A 15,829-nucleotide genomic window follows, 5' to 3' on the forward strand; every position below is an offset into this window, starting at 1 on the left:
ATACTCAAGCTTCCCATCTCAAGATCGGCAGATCACCGATAGCACTGAGGGCCGCCCTTCGCTCCGTCGTGCCGGTAACCCTGGACCAACGGCACAGATGAGCCTGGTACTCATTCACTCATTCACTCATTTACTCATCAGGGAGTGAGTCGATGTACGCAGTGAGGAAGTCTTTGATGGACATGCCGCGTTTTGCTGCTTGGATGCGCAACTTCTGGTGCTTAGTCGAGGCAAGTTCGAAGTTCACGCGGCGGGTGGGCTCTTCGTCCTCGAGGGACTTCATGAGCTTGTCCCTGCTCTTGGTTGCGCTGGGACGGCCTGGGCCGAGATTTCCAAGGCTACTCATTTACTCAAATACTCATTTCCGCGTTGGTGAACTGCTCAACTTCGGCGATCAGTTCGAGGACTTCCTTGGCTGCTTCAGACTTTGGGTACATTTCCAAGACGGTGCTGCCGGTAGCTGCCGTTCCGGGGTAGTCAACACGCTGGTGGATGCGACTAGTGAGAACGGGCAGCTCGTAGCCTTCAAGAACCTGGGCGATGTCCTTGCCGATGTTCGTGCCAGCGATTGCGCGCGAGACTACGAAAGCTGCGCGCAACTTGCCGTCCGTAATCTCGATGCGACGCTTCACTAAGTCCACGAGGTCCGAGGTGGCCCATATGTCGTAGGGCGAAGGCTGGACGGGGATCAGGATGACGTCAGCTGCTTTCACGGCGGATACGGCGAGGTCGGCAGCTTGCGGGGCTCCGTCGATAACGACGTAGTCCACCTTGGCCAGGGCTTTGATGTCCTTGTCAATGGTGGGTCGATCGATCCCGAGGACGGTTAGCGGGTGATCCTCGCGAACTGCGGCCCAGTCACGGGCACTTCCCTGAGGGTCGGAGTCGACGAGGAGGGTAGATTGCCCCGAGAGCTGAAGTCCTCGGGCTAGATGCGTGGCCAGGGTTGTCTTCCCGGCGCCACCCTTCTGGTTCAGTACGGCGATGACTTTCAACGGCAACCTTCCTTCACTCATTTACTCAGATACTCATTTACTCACATACTCTCATGAGTAAATGAGTATCACAACGCCTAAGGGTTTGGGCTGAGCGGGTTGGAAGCTGCATCACCGGTTAGGCCGGGGCAGTACTGCACGCCGTTAGGCTGATCTGATGGTTGTTACGGGTGTTATTCGGGGCGATGAGGTGGATCAGGTGAGCGCTGAGGGCTCGTCCTACGAGGAGGCGAAAGCTCTGATGCTGTCCCGGGTGCCGGAGGGCCAGCGGCTGATCGCCATTCACGCGGATCGGGCCTCGTAGGAGATGGGTTCCGCCGAGGGGACTGGGGCCGGCCCGGGTCAGGCTGTGGAGTTACCAGTCCACGTCCGTGCGACGCAGGTGAAGAGGGAGCATCGTTCGCTCATCCTGCGCAGGAAACGTGTGGGCACGTGGATCGTCTATGACGTCCGCTACCGGGACGGCGAGGTGCAGCACGACGTCAATCTCAGCACGGCGCTGATGCATGGCCGGTACCCGGCTGATTTCTGGTCTACCCGGCATGGTGCCGACGCGGTTGCCGGTACGGACGGCACCCCGGGTGCGTGGGTTGATTACCCGTACGGTCACCCCTTGACCGACTGACCACTTACTCACCGGGGGAGTGGTCGGAGCCTGGTGTCGGGGGAGACCGCTACGATGTGCCGATGACCCCCGTTCCTCGCCCCGGTTGGCATGGCATCCCGCCGAGCGCGGACCGTTTCGAACCCCCACTCCAGCTCCCCCCACCCAGCACACCGGTCACGGAGCCCACAAAGGCGCCGGCCCTGTGGGTGGAGCTGGAGTACCCGGACGGGCAGCAGCAGACCGTGAAGGGCTTCGCCATGGCATGGACCAAAGAGGCCGTGTACGCGCAGTGGATCGAGTTCTCCCGGGCCCGCACAGCGTGGGTGCGCCCGGACCAATGCACCCGGCGCGAGATTCCCGTCAAAAACCTCCCCGGCGAGTGACCCTGACCGGACGACCACCGCCGGAACCGGCGTGACCTCCGTAGCGCGGCAGCCGGTGTTCCGTGGTCCTCCATCTGCGCAGAGCACCGGCTCTGTTGGTGTTCTATACCCCGAGCGCGCCCGCGGAGGCTGTGCACGCCCGCCGCTCACTCCGAGGTGAGGTATCCGGTGTCGCTGACGGTGGTGGGGGTGTGCAGGCGGTCAGGGTGGTTCCTGCTGTGCCCCTGTGCGCGGGACAAGCAGCGAAGCGTGGGGGGCTTGTGCCGTGCACCTGGGTGCAGGAGGCTCAAAGCTTCAGTAGCGTCTCCAACTCATTGGTCATCTTTCTTTTGACGATTCTGGAACCCAGGGGAGTCTTCGCCTGGGTTTACGTTTGTGATGGATTGCAAGTCCAGCGGTGAGTCCGCCGACTTCTCCACGCCTGAATCATGCTCGGACGAGGATTGCTCTGCCTGTGTTAGCGCACCTGCTGCCCGGATGAGGTTCGCGACTCCCGGGGTCGCCGCGACGTCTGATAAGTCAACGCCACCGAACATCCCTCTTACGTCGATGGGGGGCACGAAGCCCGAAAGATCGAACCCCGGAAGCATCCCTGCTGTATCGAAGTGAGACTTCAAAAAATCGGACCACTTGATACCAGGTAGCCAAGATGAGGTGTCGATCTCGGGCAGCGGCCCGGGGAAGTCGAACAGATTGAGGTAGGCCAGGGAAACCATGCGCTGGCGTCGCGCCTCCTCTGTCCATAGGGATCTGTTTGGATCGCTTGGCAGCGACTCAATAGTGAAAAGTTCAAGACTCTCGACCTTTGACGACTGATTGAAAGTGATTCGTCCCCCGGTCTTCAGGGGCTTTGATACCAGCACGGCATCCCCACTGTGCGTCCTTGTCTGAATAGTTGCGTCGACAGTGATCTCAAAGTTTGCTGTCCATCGGCCTTGGCCACGTCGTGCAGGATCTGAGTAGTGCCAGGTGTAGCCGGTGGAATCAGCGTTCGCTATCGAAGCGGAGACCGCGTTCAGGGACAGCGCTGCTTGGGACGGAGAGATCTCCTGACCGTTCATCTGCTCCTCCAGGAGGAATGACAGTGCGGGCCCGTCCAGCTCTGAGATGAGAGCAGTCATCTCATCGTCGGAGATGGGTCCGTGAAGTGCAGCAAGGTGTTGTTCCAAAGTCTGCAGGCTGGTCACATATTTCACCCGCTGCACCAGCCCTCGAGCGTCCAGGTCCTTTCGAAGGTGAGAATGAAAGAGGATGGGGCAGTCGTTGTGACTTCCTTGGTTATCCCCGGTCCAGTTCGGCGGGATAGGGCCGAAGTCTTTGTGGTTGTCGCTGACAAACCACACTTCGGCGTCCGGGTTCTCCTCGGCTATAGACATGACAGTGAGCCAGATCACCGTGTCTCTGTAGCCGTCTCTTGTTCTGTGTTGGTAGGGAGCAATTCCATAGGCAGCACGATTTGCGATTTCAAGATGATCCACTGCCGACGGTGAGACGACTTCGGCTCCGAGTTCGGTGAACCTTCTCATCAGGTCGGCTTCGTAGCTGTCGATACGAGCCTTGATCGCTTTAGTAATCGCCGTCACGTCATCCTGTAAGCCAAACTTTCCCAGACGCGCGTCCTCGAACGGCTTGCACTCTTGGGTCCATTTTTCTCGAACCTTACGGATGGTTTCCATCTCGACAACGTCTGGGACGGCGATCTGAATCGCCCATTCCTCTCGGTGGTCGCCTAGTGATTTCCACGGGCCAGCATCCAGCAAGGGAGAGTTGAACAGGATATTTGTATCAGGGACGATGACGATCACAAGATCAGTATTCCTCAATCTGAGGCAGCAAAACCTTGGATCAGGCTGCGGCCCATAGCGCGCGTTGATGCTCGTACTCGTCCTCGATCGGTGGCTGCCAGTATTCGTCCGCTTCCACGTCGTAGAGCTCGTGCTCCTCGAGCTGGGGGACCAGGTGCCGGTCGAGCCAGGCGTGCCAGGCGGCGCGTTCCTTGCGGTAGCGGGTGAGCTGAGCCTCCCGGTCCTCGGTGGCACCGAGCCGGTCCGCGAGCTGGGCGAGATTCGTGGTGGCCACGATCTCCCAGCGGCCGTGGTGCCGGCGAATCATGCCCAACGCCTCCATGCCGGCCAGATGGTCGGTGAGGGCCCGGCGTGAGATCCCGGTAGTGCGGGTGAGCTCGGCGGTGGTGGGGGAGCGGTGCCCACGCTCGATCGCCTCGTAGGCAAGGGCTGAGACATCGCCGAGGACCCGGAACACGGGCCGAATGGCGTGGATCTTGCCCTTGCGCCAGGTGAGCTCGCGGGCGAGCTGCTGGAAGTGTTCGGGGAGCTGCACGGCGTACGTGTCGGCGTTCTTCCCGCGGCCCCGGTCGATGCGGGTGAGGATCCCTGCTGATGCGTGCTCGAGGACCGGCAGGAGCCGTGCGATCGTGGCGTGGCTCTTGCCAAGGGCGAGGGCGAAGGTGCGACAGCCGACGTCGAGGATGTTCGTTTCCATGGTCCGCATGTACGCCAGCACCGCACGGATCAGGAAGCGGAGGTGGATACCTTCTCTGCCTCGTTCCATCAGCCGGTAGTCGAGGCTCGCGTAGAGGACATTCTCGAGGTCGTTCACGAGCTGATGGATCGAAGACGAGCTTGCCGGGAATCCCGGTGAAGGAGCGGCTGTAGGGCTGCCCCCCGTGAGCAAAGTAGGGCTTGTGTCGTATTTGTGCGCAGTCTTCGTCCCGGTGCGCGGGAAGGGGCTTTTCGCAGGTGTCCGGGTGGCGGTGAAGGCCTGGGCTTTGGCCCATTCCAGGGGCAGGAGCCGGTCGGTCTTGGCCCCGTAGAGGGCGGCGAGACCGGCGTATTGCCCGTTCATGCCGGCCTGGACCTGGTCGAGGCTCCAGTGGCAGGCGGCGAAGTGGTTCAGGACCGCCATGCGGGCCTCGGAGTCGCTGGCGTACCGGCTGGTGTCGTACAGCCCAGTGCGGGCCACGGAGCGCAGCGGCCGCTCGTTCCCTGCCGACGGTACCGAGGGTGCTGCGGAGCTCTTGGCCATCGTGTGGACGGCTGCTGTCGCCGCTTCTGTGCGTGCCTGGGTGCGGCGTTGCTGCTCGAGGCGATACAACTCCGGAGCCAAAGCCGTGCGCAGGGCTACTACCGCGCTGACGGGGTTGCGGCGGGTAAAGATCCCGTAAGCATCCGTAAGTGGCGTAACGAGGCGTTGGTGGCCGCCGGACTTGTGGGCGGATCCGGGGACGCGGATGCAGCCGTGGACGACGTTCTGGTGCGGGCTCGGATCAAGGCTGACCGCCCGGCGTCCGAGGGCTTCGACCAGCTGACGGGCCTCGGCCGCCGTCATCGGCTCCTGCAGCGGCACGTACAGGTGGCGGCCGCCACTGGGGGACTCATCCTCGACGTAGGCGAGGCCGGCTGCGTGCAGGATCTTTCCGAGGCGCCGGGCGTCGTCGTCGACGACCGACTTCCGGGCCTTAGAGGTGTCGAGGTCGAGGACAAGTGTGCGGACGGTGCCATCGACGTCGTGCAGCATGACTGCTGCAGGCTGTGCAGGCACCGTCTTGGTGATCGGCCGGGGAGCAGTGGGCCGCGGGTACTGGAACCGGCCGTCCTTCCACCGTCCAAGGCGGTAGAACTGCTGGCCTGCGATGAGGGGCGCCAGAACCCACGCATCGTCGGCGTGTGAATCGTTGCGGCGTGGCGAGGCGTGAACGACTAGAGGAGCTTCCAGCACGTGTAGTAGAATCTTTCTCGTAGTAGCAAACAGGCACAGCGAAAGCAGTGGCTGCGGAGCTTCTCACCGAGGATCTTGGCGGATATGACGGTGTGAAGCTCGAAAACTTGGATGAAGGCCCGCGCTAAGCGGGCCTTCGTCGTTTAACTGGCTTTCGCCATGTGCAGCGCCTCCGGAATGATGTCTCGGTCGGCCCAGGGGGGCAGCCCGTCGTCATTGAGTTCGAGGTGCTTGAGAATCAACTCCAGGCCTTCAGCGGCACTGACTCCAAGCTGTTGAGACACGTTCTCCAGCTTGGCCTTGCAGTCGTTGGGCACCTTGTAGTTGACCTGCGTCATGTTGAGCGCAGCGCCGCGAGGTCTCCTCAGTGTCTTTCCCATAGAAGTCACTCTAGCCCTAGGCTTTAGCTGCCGTGGGAACAAGCCATGGGTAGGCGTGTCGCGCACCACGTGAAGCTCCTTCAGCTGCCTGACAAAAATGTGACTCTAACGCTACACGATTGGAACATGTTCCGAACTAGACTGGAGACTCCATTACGGCTTGAGGAGATGCATGGATGACCGACTGCGCTCTCTTGCGATGGATGCGTTTCTGCAGCTGGGCCTTCCGACGCACCTGACTCTGGCGCTGCTGATCGCGCACGTAGAGCGTACCCGCGGCCGGCGGATCGTCATCGTGGAAACAGCGAAGCTGACCGGCAAGAAGATCTGCGGGTTGTGGATCCCCCGCGAGAACGTCGACGTTGTCTACCATTCGGTGACGCGCGGTCCGCTGCACAGGCAGCAGATGATCTTGCACGAGATTTCACACATGATCCTCCGTCATGATGAAGTCGACGGTGCGACCTGGCAGGGAATTAAGGTGTTCCAGCAGCTGTCTGGTGAAGTGGTGGCCAAAGCCCTTGCTCGTGGCGACTTCCGGTCGGACCTTGAAGCCACGGCCGAGCACCTGGCGGATCTGCTCGCTTCTGCTTTGCGAACATCAAGCAAAGAGATCCTCAGTTATGAGGACTACTTCGAATGATTACCGTCGCCGTAGCCGTGTTCATGTGGGTACTCGTTCTCATCCTTGCCTTGCGCGCACGGAGGCGGCCCGATAACTCCATGCTGCGTGCAGCTGGACTTATCGCCGCGTCTCTGACGACGAATATCGACCAGGTTTACCTTTGGGTGAACGCGCAGCTGCCCTGGGCTAACGCACTCGACCTTGTGGCGAACCTGTTATTGATCACGGGCATCTACTACCTCTCTAGCGCCATCACTCGAGGAGCAACCCGCGTAGCGGCCCTGCGAGAGAGGGGAACGATCTGGATGCGCGGCGCGGCGCAAGCCACGGCCGTCCTGATGGTCGTCAGCTTCTCTCTCATTGAGGATCCGGTAGCGTCACCAACCTTCATGCGCGATTACGGGAACCAGGTCGCGGCCGCCGCATACTCCGCCGTGCAGTACATCTACATCTTCTCTGTGATGAGCGGGACGCTCATCACTTGTGTTCAGAACGTCCCGAGGATGCGGCGACCGCGCTTTCGAGTGGGTTTCAGCATCATAGGGGCCGGCTGCTTCTCAGCGCTGGCACTATGTTCAACAGTGATTGCCATGGACGTTGCCAATGTCCTTGGCGCGGCTGGGTTTCTGTCCGCCGCGGGGCCCATCTACGACCTCCTGTACCTGATAACGGTTCTACTGCTGTGTATCGGGTTGGCCATCCCGCCCGTTGGACGGCTCGTCACGTCCGTCTCTTTACGACGAAAACTGGCTCGGATTGAACCGGGTATTCGGAACGTATGGCTCACGACCGTAGCAAAGTCGCCGACTGTGAGCTTGGTCGGGACAACGTCTCAGGACGTGCAACATGAGGGTCGCAGTGGAAGGCGGAGCCTGGAAACAGTCCATCGACTCGTCATTGAAATTCATGATTGGTTGAACGTGGAAAGCAGCTCTGACCTCAAACTCACACCTGCCCAGCGTGAAACCTTGGAGCGCGCAGAAACGCTGTGCCTGCGCCACGGACGGGCAACCAAATGAGGCGGCCGATGATCGGTGTGATGTCGATGTCGACGGCTGTTGTCGGCCTCCTCGCGGTGCTGCCCTGGTACGTGCGGAGGGTTGTCACCGATGCGAGGGCTCAGCGTCGGCTTGTGGAGGTAGTGGGCCATGGGGAGGACGACCGGGGCGAGTACCTCGAGTTCACCTGCGGATCGTTCGCTGATCACCCGGGTCAACTGAGTATTCGGGCTGCGTCAGGTGGACCTTTGATCGCTTTGGACGCACCGGTCCTCGGGACTTTCACCCGGAGGTACGTGATGCGAGGGAACACTTGTCGGGTTGCGAACGATCGATGCGGACAGCTCTCCGGATTTATGGGCGAGACTCCGCTGGACTTTGGCTTGGTGTACGAGGACGTCGACATCAACGGACGGCCGGCCTGGGAGGTATCTCCCGGAGTCCCTTCACATGGTGTGTGGGTGATCCACGTGCACGGCCTGGGGAGCTCTCGGCAACAATGCCTTCGGGCGATTGGCGTTTTCGAGCAACTCGGCTTCACGTCTCTTGTACCCACCTACAGCACCTCTCTCGACCTCGGCCGTCAGGCAGGGCATCGAAGCGCCCTGGGGACTACCGAGTGGCGTGACGTAGCAGCTGCCGTTACCTACGCAGCCAGCTGCGGCGCATCGGGAGTCCTTTTTGTCGGATGGTCCCTGGGTGCATCCATCGTCCTTCGTGCCGCTCGTGAGGTAACTGCACTTCCGACTGTGGGCGCGGTACTCGTATCGCCCGCGCTGGATTGGGCGGCCATTATCGACAGCGCACTTCGACAGTGGCACCTGCCTACGTGGCTCCGTGCCTGGACAGTGGCAGCATTCGATCTCTTCCGATGGCCGTCGTCCCCCAGAATCGGCCTTCGGCGATTGCCGGGAGCGTCATCCGACAGCGATCCGACTTTTCCCACGCTTGTCCTCCATGGGTCCGCCGACAAGTCAGTGCCGGTGGAGTTATCCCGCAGGTACGCAGCAAGAAATGCCACGAGCGTTTCATACGTCGAGTTCGATCACGCTCATCACACGCTGGAGTGGAATAGTGATTTCGAAGAGTGGACGCAGGCAGTACAGGACTGGTGCCGTTCCATCGGTCTTACGCAGGACAAGAGGACACTCGTTCACACTTTGGAGGGGAAGTAGACGTGGCCACTGAAAGCACCGCACAACGAAACCTGAGGGAATCTCAGATCCTCAGCAGGAAGATCGACCTGCTGCTGGATGTGATTGTGACCTCTGAAGGCAAGCAGTTCGAGTTCAACGACATCGCCGCCAGCCTTGCAGAGCGCGGCGTGAAACTGTCTCGGACCCGGTGGCATCACCTGAAGGTGGGGGACTCCACCGTGAAGCAGCCTTCCGAGGTCATCGTGGCCCTGGCCGACTTCTTTCAAGTCGATTCGGATTACCTTCTTAAGGCCGATGGTGAGGTTCCCGAACGGATCCAACATGAGCTGGAGTTGCTGGCCGCGATGCGGCGAGCGAAGGTCAAGGAGTTCGCAACCCGGACGCTGGCGGAGGTAGATAACGACACTCTCGATGCGATTGCAGCTCTGCTCGATGACTCCAAAAAATACTAGCTAGCACCCTACGTTCTGAACATGTTTGGAACGATCGTCGAAGGGCGCTAGGCTCGTTGTGGCAGTAGTGTCCACTACTGCTTCGGAGCCACCCCTGGGAACTGATAGTGAGTCATGTAAGAGCGCCTGATCCTTGCAAGGGCGAGCTCGTCAATGACGACCTAGTCTGGCAAGCCCAACGCAGACTTCAAGGCGTCAAGGTGGCTCTGCACTGTGTCACTCACGACGGTGTACCTGACCCGCTGGCCAGTTCGGTCCTCGACGGGCATTGTCCGAGCCGGATCAGCAACAACAACACCAGAGTCAGCAAACTGGTAAAGGTGCGCTTTCACCGTCGGGCGGCCGAGCCCGGTACCTTCCGCTACTTCTGCAGCCGTAGAGGGCCCATGCTTTGCTAAGTACCCCAAGACCGCCACCTTCGCGTGGTTGCCGCCGAACGCGTCAATAGCTGCCTCGATTGCGGAGGACGCGTATGGACGGACGTATCGGGGCATGGAATATATCTTGCCGCACCGCCTCAGAAACGAACACACGGCGAGCTTAGCGCATACTTAAACTATGCGCTAAGCTCGAAACGTAGAAGGTCAGGGCTCGAGCTAACCCGGTAGACAGCGCCTCTTAATCGGTCCGTCAGAGCACTGCGTGCCACCAAGCCAAACAACGATGAGGGGGAATGGTTCCTGAGCGACGATGAGAAGCGCGGCTCGGCTCCGGTCGTCGCACTGGCTGTACTGGTTCCGATCCTCGCCGGCCTTCCTCTGTTGGGGGTCGGAGCGATTGCAGTCTTGACGCAGACCGAGGAACGCACCGATACATGTTCGATCACGGACACCGGAACACTGGCGTCGACCCCGACGATTCCTAACGGTTGGGGTCCTTTGGTGGAGGCTGCGGCGAAGACCGCTGGCCTACCGGTCAGTGTTGTTGCGGCGCAGTTGAAGCAGGAATCAGGCTGGAACGAAGGTGCACGGAGTTCCGCAGGTGCTCAGGGCATCGCACAGTTCATGCCCGGCACGTGGGCGATGTACGGGGACGGGGGTGACCCGTTCTCGGCTGAGGACGCGATCCCCGCGTACGGCCGCTACATGGCTGCACTGAAAGATCAGGTGCAATCCCTGGCCGGCGACGATGCGGATCTTCTGGTGAAGCTCACCCTCGCGGCCTACAACGCGGGCCCCGGTGCCGTGCAGGACGCGAAGGGCGTTCCGCCGTTCACGGAAACCCAGCAGTACATCGAGAAGATCCTGAACACCGGGCAAAACGAGTTCACGACCGACTGCGCAGCCCCGACTGGGGCAGTGGCGTGGGACGGGGACCTCGGAGACGGCGAGTGGACGACCCCACTGCCCGGCGGCGTGTTCACCTCCGGCTACGGGCACCGGAACATCCCGGGCCTTCCCGCCTGGGCGCAGGACCACGTCGGAGTTGACCTATCCACTCCGGGCTCCGGCTACGGCAGCGGCGGCAAGGTCATCGCACCGACCGAAATCCAGGTCACAGGCTTCCTCCCTGTTGACGGCTGCGTCATCGCCAAGGTCATCGAGGAGGGAGAACCGGCGTTCAAGTTCGCCTTCTGCCACCTCAACTCCAACAACGTGAAAGTCGGAGACGTCCTGGAACGCGGCGATGTCATCGGCATCGAAGGCAACACGGCAGGACTCGGGCAGGTGGCCACGCATCTGCACTTCGAGATTTACAGTCCCGAGTCACCGGACGCGGCCTACCCCTACAACAACTTCAACATCGACCCCGAGCCGATCCTGAAAGAGAAAGGAGCGTGGGTGCAATGACCCTCCGCTCACACACACACGGATACCGGGCCGCAGTTCTCGCCGTCTCGATGGTCGTCCTGACCAGCTGCGGCGCTAACGCTCCCGCCTCCAACGACGACGTCGCGCCGATTTCCGCGCCGACGACCACCTCCGAAGGCTCCTCCACGTCGACCCCGGCCGAGGAGATCCTGGGCGGGGACACATTCGTCTCGCCTGAGGACGCTGACCGGTCCGACGTCGACTCGACCGCCCGGGTCGCGGCCCTGATGCTGCACTCCTGGGATACGACGGTGGACCGCACGGAGACGGCGGCCGCGGTCCGTGCAACACCTTTGATGAGCGAGGAGTGGGCGGCGAACCAGGTCGAGCCGGAACGGAACGCGAGCAACGGTGACTGGCTGGAACCAGCCGAACACGCCGCCTACAGCGTTCCCCGGGCCGTTCCCGCGATCGGTGACGCCGCGCAGGACGTCGCCGACGACAAGGCGATCCGGGTCCTCGACGTGACCTGGCGGTGGGTCGCCCGCGACGACACACCGCTCGAGGGCACCGGTCAGCGGCAGGTCACCCTCTACCTCGAGAAGGTGGACGGCCAGTGGGACGTCGTCGGGCACCAGACCCGGGACCTGACCGCAGCGGTCGGGGGTCAGCGATGAGCCACGCCGTACATCCATGGCCGGTGATCGTCCTGACCATCGGGGAAGGCGAAATCGTCGCCGACGCCAACGGTGACATCCTCACCTACCCGGTCCTCGGGGATGCATCCCCGGCCGACGTCGCGGCCGATGCCGCGTCGGAGGCATGCCGCCGGTTGGGCTTGAAAGCCTGCCGGGTACAGGGCCACACCGCGGACGGCGAGGTGTACGAGATGATCGTCGACACCGAGTTCGGCACTCTGGAAGAGCGTTCCACCGACCCCGCCACGACGCTCACTAGCGGCCAGGGAACCATCCACGAACAGACCAGTGCCCGCAGGAGCGGGCGTCTTGGCCGTCGTCGTACCTCAAGCGGAGCGACCGCCGCCCGTGGTGGCGTACGGCGTCCGCAGGCACGCCGCCGGAAGCTGATGATGTGGGGCAGTGCCGGGGTCTTCGTCGTGACCGTCGGGGTATGCGGGGCATACGTCCTGCAAGATCCCGAAGCGACACCGGCCGCCACCATCTACACGCCGCCCCCGGCGCAGCTCCCGGTTCCGGCTCCTGCCGGGTGGGACACCTACGCGACGTGGACGGCACCGATGCAGTCCTCCACGGTCCGGGCGATCCTGGACCCCTCTGGGCAACCGGTGAGCGTGGACGGGTCAACCCTGACCGCACACGACCCGGAAACGGGGGTGGAGCGGTGGACCCGCACCGCACCGTTCACGGTCAGCCAGGTAGCGGTCTTCACTCTCGACGGGCAGTCCCGGGTCGCGGCGTCGACCGCGCGTGAGCTGGTCATGTTCGGGGACGGGGCCGACCCGATCCGGGTCGACGTGCCCACCAACGGGACGATCGTGCTCGACGGCGGGACAGCGCCCCGGGTGGACCTCCGGACCAAGCAGACCCTGATCGTCGCCGCCGACGGCAGCACCGTATCCCGGGTCGTCCCCGCGGCCGCCGAACCAATCGAAGCCCTCGGCGCGGACCTGGTGACCGCGGACCTGCAAGCCGGCAGGATCTGGCGGATCACCACGGACTCCGCCGCCCTGCCCTCCCCGGCAACACTGCCGTCCCCGGCAAAGGGTGCGGAACTGATCAGCGTCCTCGGATCCATCGACGGTCGCGTGGTGGCCGCCTGGAAGAACGGGGACGGGGCAAGCGCCGGAGTGAGCATCGGCTTCTACGATCTCGGGACCGCCTCGGATGCCACGGAGGTGACGCAGGCCGCACTCGTGACTTTCGAGGGCGGGGACGTCTCAGCGTCCGGGATTCAGCTGGACCGGGAGAACGGTTTGATGCTGGCCGGGTCCGTCCTCATCGACGTCTCCGCCGCAGAAGCTCACCGGCTCCCCGGCGCAGGCAAGCTCTCGGCCGGGTACGCCTGGGTCAACACCGGCGGCGAACAGTCACGCATCAATCCCCAGGGCGAGGTCGAGAACACCACCGACTCCACGCAGGCCTCCGTCCCGGACCTCATCACCGCGGACGGGAAAGCGATCACCCGTGCCACCGGATCACCCACCGGAGACGCACCCAACTCTCTGTACGCGCTGGCGGACACCGGGCCCCGTCCGACCGCTTCACCGACCTCAACCACGAAACCCACCATGGCGCCGACTCCTGCGGCGACAAATACCCCTGATCCTGCCTCCACTTCCGCTGTTCCCTCAAAGGAGAACCCCTGATGAAAATGACCGCTGTGATCGATCAGACCGGAGCCCTCGACCTGGACGTGGAAGGACACAAGACCCACGCGGATTACTCCACGGTGACGGAAGCGCGGCGTTCCGTGATGACAACCGCGACCAGCCTTGCTGCGGACGCGACTACCAGCGTCGAACTGCACATCGAGGACCCGGCCGGAGCTCGGACGGTCCTCGTGCAGGCCGATGGAGCCGTCGTCGAGCAGGCCGCCACCACAACCCCGGATGAGCAGCAGACCCTTACGCCCGAGGCTGCACCGGCGATGTTGGCTGTGCCTGAGCCACGACCAGCGCCTGCGGCACCTACCGAGCCGGTGACGGAATCACCTGCACCGAAGACAGCGGTGGCGGTCCTTGAACCGGATACGGATGCAGAGACGGACACGGCGCAGGCACCTGCGGACGTCGTGCAGCAGGCACCAGTGGCAGCACCGGCCGAGAAGGATGAGGTCACGACTGTAGAAGTCCTGCCGACGCGCCGGTCCTCGATGCCGTCGTTCGTGGATCGGCCCGATACGGCGTCTCCGGCGCAGCTCGGGATGCGTGGACTGCTGAACCACGTCGGGATGAAACTCGCCCCGTCCGCCGATGAGCTGGACCAGCGCAAGGACGAAAAGACGGTGTCCCAGCACTGGGCGGGGCCCCGGACGATCACGGTCCTGAACCCCAAGGGCGGCGCAGGTAAGACGCCGACGGTGATCTGCCTGTCAGCGGTGTTCGCCCGGCTCGGCGGGTCCGGTGTCCTCGCCTGGGACAACAACAACTCACTGGGCTCACTCGGCTGGCGGACCTACGATGCCGGCCACGAAGCAACCGTGGTCGACCTCCTCGGGCAGACGGACTACTTCATGACCGCAGGGGCCCGCACCGGTGACCTGGCGTCCTACGTCCACCACCAGCCCGCCGACCAGTACGACGTGCTCCGCTCCGATGACCGTTCGGGTGCCAAGGCCCGTCATGAGGTCACCGGCGCCGAGGTCCACCGCCTGTATGCCGTGGCTGCGAAGTATTACCGGCTGATCGTCAAGGACTCCGGGAACACCGAGCGCGGGGACAACTGGGAGGCGATGATCAGTCACACCGATCAGGTCGTGATCCCGGTGAAGTCCGTCGATGACGCAGCCGAGGGCGCATCCAGGATCCTCAGCGCACTACGGGCCGGGGACGAGCACGCGCAGGCGTTGGCGGACCGCGCAGTGGTGATCGTCCTCGGGTGCACGCCCGCGCATGGCAAGGCGAAGCTGGACGCACTGGCCGAGTCCTTCCGCCCGTTCGTGAAGGCTGTCGCCACGGTGCCCTATGACCCGTCCCTGGTCGAGGGCCGTATCCGGTTCTCTGCGATGCTCCCGCGGACCCGCCGTGCCTGGCTCCGTGCTGCCGCTCTGATCGCGGAGGAGCTGTGAGCGTGACGACCAAGGGCAACCCGTTCATCACCGAACCGGAAAGAGCACCGGAAGAGGACCCGATCGACAATGACCCGATCCTCGGGCACCGTGAGTCGCTGCGCGGTCCGCAGAACATCCAGCAGATCCTGGCCGAGGAACCTGTCGAGGAAACCGAACCTGCGGCATCAGTCGTGGTGACCACCGCGACGCTGTGGTTGGTTGGTGCCTCCGGTGGCGTCGGGACCACCACCCTTGCGGGCATGTGCTCGGAGAACGTCGTGGACGAGTCCGACCAGCAACCAACCTGGGCGGGGCGTGCCTTGCTGGTGTGTTCGACCAGCGGGTCCTCCCTCGAGGCCGCACAGCAGCTGGCCCGCAAATCAGCGTCCGGGCAGCTCGCCTATGAGCTGGTCGGCCTGGTCATCGTCCACGACCGGCCGAAAAACCGGCTGACAAAGCCGACCCTGGACTTCGCGCGCGGCGTCGCCCGCATGTTCCCCGTCGCCATGACCGTCCCTTATGAGGCGTCCTGGCGTGAAGTCGGCGCAACCCCACAAGCTTCCGGCACGCGCCTCAAGAGCGTGCTCCGGAAAATCGAAAAGATCGCCCACACCGGGCACTGAGAGAAGGAAACCATCATGTTCGGAAACACTCTGGCAGCACACACCATCACCACCATCAACGCCTTCACTCCCTCCACGGAGGGCACGATCACGGCCCAGACCTACACCCCGACGCAGCCTCCCGGCACCGAAGGTCTCACCACGGTCATGGGCTGGGTCCTCTGGGGCGCCACCGCACTGCTGTTCGTCTACTTCATCTTCGGCCTGGTGCAGGCCGGTAAAGCACGCCGCAATGGGGAATCGGTCGAGGCACCGCTCTGGCCGATGATCGGAGCACTCCTGATCGGCTCGTCCGGGGCGATCTGGACCGCTGTCACCGCAGCCTGATCCATACCTGACTGACCCACCCGCAACGAGACAAAGGACAGAC

General features: G+C 62.9%; 18 protein-coding genes. 12 read left to right on the plus strand and 6 right to left on the minus strand.

Translation table 11 applies throughout. The features are described from left to right. Nucleotides 1–130: 130 nt before the first annotated feature. Entirely contained in the window at nucleotides 131–283 is a 153-nt protein-coding gene (locus tag V6S67_RS19175; RefSeq protein WP_334211928.1) for a hypothetical protein, read from the minus strand. A gap of 67 nt (nucleotides 284–350) precedes the next feature. Continuing rightward, nucleotides 351–995: a ParA family partition ATPase gene (parA, locus tag V6S67_RS19180; RefSeq protein ID WP_334211929.1), complete on the minus strand. Its 645-nt coding sequence runs from the start codon at nucleotides 993–995 to the stop codon at nucleotides 351–353. Between the two features lie 424 nt (nucleotides 996–1,419). Here parA and V6S67_RS19185 point away from each other — a divergent pair, with 424 nt between their 5' ends. Together V6S67_RS19185 and V6S67_RS19190 are read left to right on the plus strand one after the other, a co-directional pair. Further along, a complete protein-coding gene (locus V6S67_RS19185; RefSeq protein WP_334211930.1) occupies nucleotides 1,420–1,620 on the plus strand; it encodes a hypothetical protein in 201 nt (66 codons plus the stop codon). 62 nt (nucleotides 1,621–1,682) lie between these two features. Beyond that, nucleotides 1,683–1,985, plus strand: coding sequence for a hypothetical protein (locus tag V6S67_RS19190; protein WP_334211931.1), 303 nt, complete (start codon nucleotides 1,683–1,685; stop codon nucleotides 1,983–1,985). Between the two features lie 311 nt (nucleotides 1,986–2,296). Here V6S67_RS19190 and V6S67_RS19195 read toward each other — a convergent pair whose 3' ends face one another. The 3 genes from V6S67_RS19195 to V6S67_RS19205 all read right to left on the minus strand — a co-directional run bounded on the left by V6S67_RS19195 (nucleotide 2,297) and on the right by V6S67_RS19205 (nucleotide 6,103). Next, nucleotides 2,297–3,790, minus strand: a complete 1,494-nt coding sequence (locus tag V6S67_RS19195) for a PIN domain-containing protein (RefSeq protein WP_334211932.1) — start codon at nucleotides 3,788–3,790, stop codon at nucleotides 2,297–2,299. Nucleotides 3,791–3,830: 40 nt separating this feature from the next. Further along, nucleotides 3,831–5,546 (minus strand): hypothetical protein, encoded by a 1,716-nt coding sequence (locus V6S67_RS19200; protein ID WP_334211933.1) that lies wholly within the window; start codon nucleotides 5,544–5,546, stop codon nucleotides 3,831–3,833. 320 nt (nucleotides 5,547–5,866) lie between these two features. Then, on the minus strand, nucleotides 5,867–6,103 hold the full coding sequence (locus tag V6S67_RS19205; RefSeq protein WP_334211934.1) for a hypothetical protein: 237 nt from the start codon (nucleotides 6,101–6,103) through the stop codon (nucleotides 5,867–5,869). Between the two features lie 172 nt (nucleotides 6,104–6,275). Here V6S67_RS19205 and V6S67_RS19210 point away from each other — a divergent pair, with 172 nt between their 5' ends. The 4 genes from V6S67_RS19210 to V6S67_RS19220 all read left to right on the plus strand — a co-directional run bounded on the left by V6S67_RS19210 (nucleotide 6,276) and on the right by V6S67_RS19220 (nucleotide 9,335). Next, complete coding sequence (locus V6S67_RS19210) at nucleotides 6,276–6,746, plus strand: hypothetical protein (protein ID WP_334211935.1); 471 nt, start codon at nucleotides 6,276–6,278, stop codon at nucleotides 6,744–6,746. Continuing rightward, nucleotides 6,743–7,747, plus strand: a complete 1,005-nt coding sequence (locus V6S67_RS19215; RefSeq protein ID WP_334211936.1) for a hypothetical protein — start codon at nucleotides 6,743–6,745, stop codon at nucleotides 7,745–7,747. Before V6S67_RS19210 ends, V6S67_RS19215 begins: the two co-directional genes overlap by 4 nt. A 335-nt stretch (nucleotides 7,748–8,082) precedes the next feature. Next, complete coding sequence (locus V6S67_RS20050; RefSeq protein ID WP_442884950.1) at nucleotides 8,083–8,901, plus strand: alpha/beta hydrolase; 819 nt, start codon at nucleotides 8,083–8,085, stop codon at nucleotides 8,899–8,901. Between the two features lie 2 nt (nucleotides 8,902–8,903). After that, on the plus strand, nucleotides 8,904–9,335 hold the full coding sequence (locus V6S67_RS19220) for a hypothetical protein (protein ID WP_334211937.1): 432 nt from the start codon (nucleotides 8,904–8,906) through the stop codon (nucleotides 9,333–9,335). A 161-nt stretch (nucleotides 9,336–9,496) separates the two neighbouring features. Here V6S67_RS19220 and V6S67_RS20055 read toward each other — a convergent pair whose 3' ends face one another. Further along, a complete protein-coding gene (locus tag V6S67_RS20055; RefSeq protein WP_442884938.1) occupies nucleotides 9,497–9,829 on the minus strand; it encodes a helix-turn-helix domain-containing protein in 333 nt (110 codons plus the stop codon). Nucleotides 9,830–10,120: 291 nt separating this feature from the next. Between V6S67_RS20055 and V6S67_RS19225 the strand changes: the two genes are divergently transcribed. Genes V6S67_RS19225 through V6S67_RS19250 form a run of 6 tightly spaced genes read left to right on the plus strand, consistent with a single transcriptional unit; the run spans nucleotide 10,121 to nucleotide 15,786 of the window. After that, nucleotides 10,121–11,125: a transglycosylase SLT domain-containing protein gene (locus tag V6S67_RS19225; RefSeq protein ID WP_334211938.1), complete on the plus strand. Its 1,005-nt coding sequence runs from the start codon at nucleotides 10,121–10,123 to the stop codon at nucleotides 11,123–11,125. Next, the gene (locus V6S67_RS19230; RefSeq protein ID WP_334211939.1) at nucleotides 11,122–11,763 is read left to right on the plus strand and encodes a hypothetical protein; all 642 of its coding nucleotides are present in this window, start codon (nucleotides 11,122–11,124) and stop codon (nucleotides 11,761–11,763) included. Before V6S67_RS19225 ends, V6S67_RS19230 begins: the two co-directional genes overlap by 4 nt. Beyond that, complete coding sequence (locus tag V6S67_RS19235; protein ID WP_334211940.1) at nucleotides 11,760–13,433, plus strand: hypothetical protein; 1,674 nt, start codon at nucleotides 11,760–11,762, stop codon at nucleotides 13,431–13,433. Before V6S67_RS19230 ends, V6S67_RS19235 begins: the two co-directional genes overlap by 4 nt. After that, nucleotides 13,433–14,854, plus strand: a complete 1,422-nt coding sequence (locus V6S67_RS19240) for a MinD/ParA family ATP-binding protein (RefSeq protein ID WP_334211941.1) — start codon at nucleotides 13,433–13,435, stop codon at nucleotides 14,852–14,854. Before V6S67_RS19235 ends, V6S67_RS19240 begins: the two co-directional genes overlap by 1 nt. Then, nucleotides 14,851–15,459 carry a DUF6668 family protein gene (locus V6S67_RS19245; RefSeq protein WP_334211942.1) on the plus strand — a complete coding sequence of 203 codons (609 nt, stop codon included), beginning with the start codon at nucleotides 14,851–14,853 and terminating at the stop codon, nucleotides 15,457–15,459. The genes V6S67_RS19240 and V6S67_RS19245 overlap by 4 nt, the downstream gene beginning before the upstream one ends. A 15-nt stretch (nucleotides 15,460–15,474) precedes the next feature. Next, nucleotides 15,475–15,786, plus strand: a complete 312-nt coding sequence (locus V6S67_RS19250; RefSeq protein ID WP_334211943.1) for a hypothetical protein — start codon at nucleotides 15,475–15,477, stop codon at nucleotides 15,784–15,786. Nucleotides 15,787–15,829: the final 43 nt, after the last annotated feature.

The organism is Arthrobacter sp. Soc17.1.1.1, from assembly GCF_036867195.1.
Taxonomy (GTDB): Bacteria; Actinomycetota; Actinomycetes; order Actinomycetales; family Micrococcaceae; genus Arthrobacter_D.